1 protein-coding gene is annotated in these 503 nt (G+C 45.3%); it reads left to right on the forward strand.

The window, feature by feature from the left end; genetic code table 11:
• Positions 1-503, forward strand: a 503-nt coding sequence (locus ACS8FD_RS25000; protein ID WP_439277828.1) for a 2-oxo acid dehydrogenase subunit E2, incomplete at both ends; no start/stop codon positions are given.

A 503-nucleotide genomic window follows, 5' to 3' on the forward strand; every position in this document is an offset into this window, starting at 1 on the left:
CGTTAAAGCAACTGCCTATGCGCTTACTCAGCATCCGCGTTTTAACAGTCATCTAAGTGATGATAATACGCAAATTATCTTGCGTAAAAGTGTCAATATGGGTATTGCAGTAGCGACTGACGACGGTCTGATTGTGCCAGTGATTAAAAATGCGCAAGACAAAGGCATCAAGCAAATTGCGATTGAGATCGGCGAGCTGGCTGTAAAAGCGCGTGATAAAAAGCTTAGCACCAAGGACTTGCAAGGGGCTAGCTTTACGATTTCGAGCCAAGGTGTTTTGGGTGGAACGTCATTTACGCCATTGGTCAATTGGCCACAAGTAGGTATATTGGGTGCTTCTGAAGCAACAATGCAGCCACGCTGGAATGCGGATAAGCAGACCTTTGAGCCACGCTTGATGCTACCATTATCATTATCTTATGATCATCGCGTGATTAATGGTGCTGATGCGGCCGTATTTACTCGTTATGTTGCAAGTTTATTGGCTGATCCGCGTCGTATCT

Source organism: Psychrobacter sp. 1U2 (assembly GCF_051847575.1).